Origin of the sequence: Streptomyces sp. NPDC047130, assembly GCF_040643475.1 — a bacterium.
GTDB lineage: Bacteria > Actinomycetota > Actinomycetes > Streptomycetales > Streptomycetaceae > Streptomyces.
In genome coordinates, this window is record NZ_JBEYUK010000058.1 from 1 (window position 1) to 8,750 (window position 8,750).

1 protein-coding gene is annotated in these 8,750 nt (G+C 76.1%); it reads right to left on the minus strand.

What is annotated here, in order from left to right:
• On the minus strand, positions 1-8,750 hold an 8,750-nt coding region (locus ABZ836_RS30300; RefSeq protein ID WP_361147562.1), incomplete at both ends, for a type I polyketide synthase.

Genomic DNA, 8,750 nt, shown 5'->3' on the forward strand with positions numbered 1-8,750 from the left:
TTCGGCGCCGTCAGCCCGTTCGACGCACCGTCCTGGTTGACCGCCGAACCCCGCACGACCGCCAGCACCCGGTGCCCGCGCGCGACAGCGTCCGACAGTTTCTCGAGGACCAGCACGCCAACGCCCTCGCCCCAGCCGGTGCCGTCGGCAGCGTCCGCGAAGGCCTTGCACCGGCCGTCGGCGGCCAGGCCGCCCTGCCGCTCGAACTCGGCGAACACCGTCGGCGTCGACATCACGGTCACGCCGCCGGCCAGTGCCATCTCGCACTCGCCGCTGCGCAGCGCCTGAGCCGCCAGGTGCATCGCGACCAGCGACGAGGAGCACGCCGTGTCCACCGTCACCGCGGGCCCTTCCAGACCGAAGGCGTACGACACCCGGCCGGAGAGGATCGCGGCGGCGTTCCCGGTGGCCACGTGTCCCTCGACGTCTTCACCGGAGGCGGCGACGACCTGGGGGTAGTCCTGGCCGTTCGTGCCGGCGAAGACGCCGACGGCGGTGCCGCGGACGCCGCGGGGGTCCACCCCGGCGGATTCGAAGGCCTCCCAGGTGGCCTCCAGCAGCAGCCGCTGCTGCGGGTCCATCGCCAGCGCCTCACGCGGCGAGATCCCGAACAGCCCGGCGTCGAACCCGGCGACGTCCCGCAGGAAGCCGCCTTCGGGCACGGACGCCGTCCGGCTGTCGCCGGGGTTCCAGCCGCGGTCGGACGGGAACGCGGTCATCGCGTCGACCCCGTCCGTCAGCAGTCCCCACAGGTCCTCGGGCGTCGCCACGCTGCCGGGGAAGCGGCAGCTCATGCCGACGATCGCCACCGGCTCGTCGGCCGCGCCGTCACCGGGTCCGGTGACGGGTCCGGCCGGGGCCGCGTCCGGGGAAGGCTCGCCGCCGAACATCTCCTGTTCGAGGAAGCGCGCCAGGTCCTTGGGCGTCGGCCGGTCGAAGACCAGGGAGACGGGCAGGGTCAGTCCGGTGCGGGCGCCGATCAGGTTGCGGAGTTCCACGGCGGCCAGCGAGTCGAAGCCGAGGTCGCGGAACGCCTGTCCGGTGCCGACCGCCTCCGCCGAGCGGTGGCCGAGGACCGCTGCCGCCCAGGTGCGGACCGCGTCCAGCAGGAGGTGACCGCGTCGGCCCGCGGGGGCCGCCGCCAGCTCGGCCCGGAATCCGTCGGCGGGGCCGCTGTCCCCGCCCGGGGTCCGTGCGGTGGTGGCGGCCTCGGGCAGTTCGGACAGCAGGGGGCTCGGCCGGGCCTCGGTGAGCCCGGTGGCGAAGAGCGGCCAGTCGATGTCCGCCACCACCGGCTGCGGTGTCGTGTCGTCTCCCGCGATGGTCTGTTCGAGCGCGGTCACGGCGAGTTCGGGGTCCATCGGCGACAGGCCCGCGCGGCGCAGCCTGCCGGCCACCGCCCGGTCGTCGGCGGCCATGCCGTCCTGCGCCCACGGTCCCCAGGCGATGGACGCCCCGGGCAGTCCGCGGTCGCGTCGCCCGCGCATCCAGGCGTCGACGAAGGCGTTGGCGGCCGCGTAGTTGCCCTGTCCGGCGCTGCCGAGCGTTCCGGCCAGCGAGGAGAACGCGACGAAGAAGTCGAGGTCGTGCGAGCGGGTCACGTCGTCGAGGGCGACGACGCCGCCCGCCTTGGCCGCCAGTACGGCCTCGAAGCGCTCGGGGGTGAGCGTGTCGAGGGTGCCGTCGTCCAGGGCGCCCGCGGCGTGGACGACGCCGGTCAGCGGGAGGTCCGGCGGGAGCTGGGCCAGCGCGGCGGTGAGCGCGTCCCGGTCGGCGGTGTCCCCGGTGGCCACGATGACCCGGGTGCCCCGTGCGCCGAGTTCCTCGACGAGTTCGGACACTCCGGGGGCCTCGGTGCCGCGACGGCTCAGCAGGAGCAAGCACGGCACGCCCCGGTCGGCGAGGCGGCGGGCGACGACCGTGCCCAGCGCTCCGGTGCCGCCGGTCACCAGGACGGAGCCGGGCCGCGACGGCGACCAGGAGGAGCCGCTGCCGGTGGATTCCGCGCGCACCAGGCGTCGCCCGTACGCCGCGGAGTCGCGGACCGCCACCTGGTCCTCGCCCGTGCCGCCGCCGAGGACGGCGGCCAGCCGCGTGCCGCCCCGCGCGTCCAGGACGGGCGGGAGGTCGATCAGGCCGCCCCAGCGGTCCGGGTGTTCCAGGGCGGCGACGAGTCCCAGTCCCCAGGTCTGCGCCTGGACGGGCCGGGCCGGCAGGTCGGCGCGCCCGACGCGGACCGCGCCGGAGGTGAGGAACCAGCAGCGGGCGGCGATCCCGGCGTCACCGAGGGCCTGGAACAGGTGCAGGTTGAGCGTGAGCCCGGTGGGTACCGACGAGCCCGGCGCCGGTTGCTGGGCCCGGGCGGCGAGCGAGACCACTCCCCCGACCGGGCCCGCGGCGGCGAGCCGGGCGGCGAGCGTGGCCCGGTCCGTGTCGACGGGCACGGCGAATCGGACCGGCTCGGCGCCGGCGGCGGCGAGCGCCGCGGCGACCGCGTCGACCACGTCGACCACGTCGACCGGTGCGGTCGCGGCGTCGTCGGCGGGCGTCTCGGGTACGACCAGCAGCCAGCGGCCGGTGAGGTTGGCCGACGCGGGCATCCCGGTCACCGGGCGCCACGTCGTGCGGTAACGCCACGACGCGAGCGCGGAGTCGCCGCGCCGTCGGCGGTTCCACGAGGAGAGCACCGGCAGCGCCGGGGCGAGCACGTCGCGGGAACCGTCGGAGCCGAGGAGGTCGGCGAGCTGGTCCATGTCGGCGCGTTCGACCGCGTCCCAGAAGCGGGTGTCCGCCGCGTCGGCGGTGGGACCGCCGGTGGCGGGGCCGGCCTGCGGCCAGTACCGCTCCCGTTGGAACGCGTACGTCGGCAGCGTGACGCGACGGCCCTCGGGCAGCACCGTCGCCCAGTCGACCGCGGCACCCGACGCCCACAGGGCCGCCAGTGCGCGCAGCGCGGTGCCCACCTCCGGCCGGTCCGCACGGAGCAACGGCACCGAGGGGTGGTCGGGGAGGGTCTGCCGGGTGAGGGCGCACAGGACGCCGTCGGGGCCGAGTTCGAGGAAGGCCCTGATGTCGCCGAGGGAGGCGATCGCGTCGGCGAAGCGGACGGGCCGGCGGATCTGGTCCACCCAGTAGTCCGGGGTGGCGAGGTCACCGGGGGCCGTGGTCACGACCGGGATCGCCGGGGCGTGGTAGGTCAGCGACCCGGCGACGGCGGCGAACTCCGCCTGCATCGGCTCCATCAGCCGTGAGTGGAACGCGTGCGAGACGACCAGCCGCTTCACCCGCACCCCCTCGGCGCGCAGCCGCTCCTCCAGTGCGCCGATCGCGTCCGCGTCACCGGACACCGTGACCGAGGTCGGCCCGTTGACGGCCGCCAGGTCCACCCCGTCGGGCAGTTCCAGACCGTCCTCGGAAGCCTCCACCGCGAGCATCGCGCCGCCGGACGGCAGCGCGTCCATCAGACGGCCGCGCGCCGAGACGAGGGCGCACGCGTCGTCCAGCGACAGCACGCCCGCGCAGTGCGCGGCGGCCAGCTCCCCGATGGAGTGGCCGACCAGCACGTCCGGGGTGACACCCCACGACTCGACGAGGCGGAACAGCGCCACCTCGACGGCGAACAGCGCGGGCTGCGTGTACACGGTCCGCGCCAGCAGCTCCGCGTCGACGCCGAACACGACGTCACGCAAGGGCAGTTCGAGGTCCACCCGCGCGCACACCGCGTCGAAGGCGTCCGCGAAGACGGGGAACGCCTCGTACAGTTCGCGCCCCATCCCGACCCGCTGCGCGCCCTGGCCCGAGAAGAGGAACGCCGAACCACCGGGCGCGGCCTCGTCGCGGACGACGGACGGCTCGGCCCGGTCCTCGGCCAGGGCCCGCAGGCCGGCCAGCAGCTCTTCCCGGTCGTCGCCGAGGACGACCGCCCGGTGGCCCAGCGCGGCGCGGCCCGTCGCCAGCGACCACGCCACGTCCTGCGGGGCGATGTCGAGTTCCGCGTGCACGTCGACCAGGCGTTCCGCCTGGGCGCGCAGCCCGTCCGCCGTGTGGGCCGAGACGACCCAGCCCAGGGGGCCCGCCGCGGCGGCCGGGAGGGCGGCCTGCGCGGTGGGCTCGGCCTGTTCGAGGATGACGTGGGCGTTGGTGCCGCTGATGCCGAACGAGGACACACCCGCCCGGCGCGGACGCTCCGCCTCCGGCCACTCGCGCGGTTCCGTCAGCAGCCGCACCGCGCCCGTGGACCAGTCGACCTGCGACGACGGCTCGTCGACGTGCAGGGTAGCCGGGAGGACGCCGTGCCGCATGGCCAGCACCATCTTGATGACGCCCGCGACGCCGGAAGCCGCCTGGGTGTGCCCGATGTTGGACTTCACCGAGCCCAGGTACAGCGGCTCCTCGCGGTCCTGACCGTAGGTGGCGAGCAGTGCCTGCGCCTCGATCGGGTCGCCCAGCCGCGTGCCGGTGCCGTGGCCCTCGACCGCGTCGATGTCCGACGGCGACAGGCCCGCCGCCGTCAGCGCCTGGCGGATGACCCGCTGCTGGGAGGGGCCGTTGGGGGCGGTGAGGCCGTTGGACGCGCCGTCCTGGTTGACGGCCGAGCTCCGCACGACCGCCAGCACTTCGTGGCCCAGCCGTCGCGCGTCGGAGAGTTTCTCCAGGACCAGCACGCCGACGCCCTCGCCCCAGCCGGTGCCGTCGGCAGCGTCCGCGAAGGCCTTGCACCGGCCGTCGGCGGCCAGGCCGCCCTGCCGGTCGAACTCGGCGAACACTCCCGGCGTCGTCATCACGGTCACGCCGCCGGCCAGCGCCATCTCGCACTCGCCGCTGCGCAGCGCCTGAGCCGCCAGGTGCATCGCGACCAGCGACGACGAGCACGCCGTGTCCACGGTGACCGCGGGCCCCTCCAGGCCGAAGGTGTACGCCACCCGGCCGGAGATCACGCTGTTGGCCGTGCCGGCGAGGAGGTACCCCTCCGCCCCGTCGAGGGCGCCGGTGCCGCCGTAGCCGGAGGAGGAGGCGCCCGCGAAGACGCCGACCGGCCGGCCGCGCAGTGCGCGCGGGTTCATGCCCGCCGACTCGAACGCCTCCCAGGAGGCTTCCAGCAGCAGCCGCTGCTGCGGGTCCATCGCCAGCGCCTCACGCGGCGAGATCCCGAACAGCCCGGCGTCGAACTCCGTCGCCGTGTCCACGAAGCCGCCACGGGCGGAGGCGCCTTCGACGGCCCCCATGGGCCATCCCCGGTCGGCCGGGAAGCCGGCGACGCCGTCGCCCATGGTCGCGACGAGGTCCCACAGTTGCTCGACGGACCGTACTCCGCCGGGGTAGCGGGCGCTCATGCCGACGATGGCGATCGGCTCGTCCGCGGCGGTCGCCGCGGGGGCGGGGACGGCCGGGGTCTCCGGGGCGGGCGGACCGGCGTGTTCCAGCAGCGCACCGGTCAGGTGTTCCGCCAGCGAGCCGGGGTCGGGGTGGTCGAAGACGAGGGTCGCGGGCAGTGCGAGGCCGGTCTCGGCGGCGAGGAGGTCGCGCAGTTCGACGGCCGTGAGGGAGTCGAAGCCGAGATCGCGGAAGGACCGGTCGGCCTCGACCGCGGTGGTGGTGGGCAGGCCGAGGCAGACGGCGGCACGGGACCGGATCAGGTCGAGCAGCATCCCGTGGCGCCGGCTCCCGGGCGCCGCGAGCAGGCTGTCCCGGAAGCCGGAGGCCGGCCTGCCGGGCGCCGGGGCGGGCGCGAGGGCCGCAGCGGCTTCGGGCAGCCCGGTGAGGAGGGCGCTGTCGCGGCCGGAGACGAAGGCGGGGGCGAACCGCGCCCAGTCCACGTCGGCGACGGTCACGCAGTCTTCGCCCAGGTCGACGGCGCGGGCGAGGGCGGCGACGGCGAGGTGCGGGTCGAGTGCGACCAGGCCGTGCCGGTGGAGGTGCTCCTCCGCCCCGCCGACCTCGGCCATGCCGGGCCCGGCCCAGGGCCCCCAGGCCACCGAGGTGCCCGCGTGCCCGTGTGCGCGCCGCTGTTCGACCAGGGCGTCCAGGTAGGCGTTGGCCGCCGCGTAGACGGCCTGGCCTCCGCTGCCCCAGGTCGCGGCGATCGACGAGAAGACGACGAACCGGTCGAGTTCCAGGCCCCGTTCGCGGGTGAGTGCGTCGAGGTGCGCGGCACCGGCCACCTTGGCGTCCAGGACGCGGGCGATCTCCGCGTCGTCGGTGTCCGCGAGCGGCGTCGCCTGTCCCGCTCCCGCGGCGTGGACGACGCCGGTCAGCGGGCGGTTCTCCGGGATGGCGTCCAGGACGGCCGCGAGCGCGTGCCGGTCGGTGACGTCGCACGCGGCGACGGTCGTCGCGGTGCCGAGGGCGGCCAGTTCGGCCACCAGCGCCTCGGTGCCGGGCGTGTCCGGGCCCCGGCGGCCGAGGAGCACGAGGTGGGGTGCTCCGCGCCCGGCGAGCCAGCGCGCGACGTGTCCGCCGAGGGCTCCGGCCCCGCCGGTGACCAGGATGGTGCCGGTGGGCGTCCAGGGCTCCGCGGCCGGGGTCTCGGCGGCGGTCGTCCGGGCCAGACGCCGTCCGTAGGCCCCCGAGGAGCGCACGGCGACCTGGTCCTCGCCGGAGCCGCCCGCGAGGAGGGACACCAGGAGCCGGGCGGCGCGGGCGTCGGGGTCGGCCGGGAGGTCGACCAGCCCGCCCCAGCGGCGCGGCAGTTCCAGGGCGGCCACGCGGCCGAGGCCCCAGGCCTGCGCCTGCTCGGGGTGGAGCAGCGGGTCGGAACGGCCGACGGACACCGCCCCGCTCGTCACCATCCACACCGGGGCGTCGATCTCCGCTTCGTCGAGCCGCTGCAGCAGGGCCACCGATCCGGCCACCACCTCGGTGGCGGGGACGGCCACGAGGACGCCGGTGACGTCGCGCGGGGCGGCACGCAGACCCGCGGTGTCCCCGGTCGTCTCCCGGACGTCGGCACCGGCGGCGCGCAGCGCGGTGGCGACGGCGGGCCGGTGCTCGCCGACCAGCAGCCAGGTGCCGGTCGGATCGGCCGTCGACGCGGAGGCCCGCGGGAGGCCGGAGAGGGGGGTCCAGGTGACGCGGTAGCGCAGGGACTCGATCCGAGCCTCCTCGCGGCGCGAGCGCCGCCAGGCGGAGAGTGCGGGGAGCACGGAGTCCAGGTGCTCCGGCGTGTCCGGGAGTCCGATGGTGTCGGCGAGTCCGGCGAGGTCCTCGTGTTCGACGGCCTCCCAGAAGCGGGCCTCGTCCTCGTCCCGGTGCCCGGCCGCACCGGCCTGCGTGGTGTCCACCGCCGGCTCGGGCCAGTAGCGCTCCCGCTGGAACGCGTACGTCGGCAGCTCGACGGGGCGGCCCTCGGGCAGCAGAGCCGACCAGTCCACCTCCACGCCGGCGACCCACAGGCGTCCCAGCGCGGCCGTCACCGACTCGCACTCGTCACGGTCCTTGCGCAGCGACGGCACGAACACGCCCTCGCCCGCGGACTGCTGGGCCGGCGCGCACAGCACACCGTCGGGGCCCAGCTCGAGGAAGCGGGTGCGCCCGGCATCGAGCGAGGCGATCGCGTCGGCGAAGCGGACGGGCTGACGGATCTGGCCCACCCAGTAGTCCGGGCCGGCCATGTCGCCGGGGGCCGTGGTGACCACGGGGATGGTCGGGGCGTGATAGGTCAGCGACTTCGCGACGGCGGCGAACTCGTCGAGCATCGGCTCCATCAGGTGCGAGTGGAACGCGTGCGAGACGACCAGCCGCTTCACCCGCACGCCCTCGGAGCGCAGCCGCTCCTCCAGCGCGCCGACCGCGTCGGCGTCCCCGGAGACCGTGATCGAGGTCGGCCCGTTGACGGCCGCCAGGTCCACGCCGTCGGGCAGTTCCAGGCCGTCCTCGGCGACTTCGACAGCCAGCATCGCGCCGCCGGACGGCAGCGCGTCCATCAGACGCCCACGCGCCGACACCAGCCGGCACGCGTCGTCCAGGGACAGCACGCCCGCGCAGTGCGCGGCGGCCAGCTCCCCGATGGAGTGGCCGACCAGCACGTCCGGGGTCACCCCCCAGGACTCCACCAGCCGGAACAGCGCCACCTCGACGGCGAACAGCGCGGGCTGCGCGTACACGGTCCGGTCCAGCGCGTCGGCGTCGTCGCCGAACACCACGTCACGCAAGGGCAGTTCGAGGTCGACCCGCGCGCACACGGCGTCGAAGGCGTCCGCGAAGACGGGGAAGGCCTCGTACAGCTCACGCCCCATCCCGACCCGCTGCGCGCCCTGACCGGAGAACAGGAACCCGGTCCGGCCCTCACGCACCGTGCCGGTGGCGACCCGGTTCGAGGGTTCGGCGGCGGACAGGGCCGCCAGGCCGGCCGTGAGGTCGGCCGGGGTGCTGCCGGTGATCACCGCGCGGTGGTCGAGGGCCTCCCTGGTGGTGGCCAGTGACCACGCGACGTCCCGCGGGTCGGGTCGCTGCCCCGCGGTCAGCGGGGTGAGGCGTTCCGCCTGGGCGCGCAGCGCCTGAGCGGTGTGGGCGGAGAGCACCCAGCCGAGGGGGCCCGACGCGGTCGCGGCCGATGCGTCGCCCGCGGCGGCGCCGTCCGTCGGGTCGGCCGTGTCGTCCTCGGCGGACGGTGCGGCCGGGGCGGAGGGGGCGGAGGGGGCGGCTTCCAGGATGACGTGGGCGTTGGTGCCGCTGATGCCGAACGAGGAGACACCGGCCCGGCGCGGACGGTCCGCCTCGGGCCACTCCCGCGCCTCGGTCAGCAGCCGCAC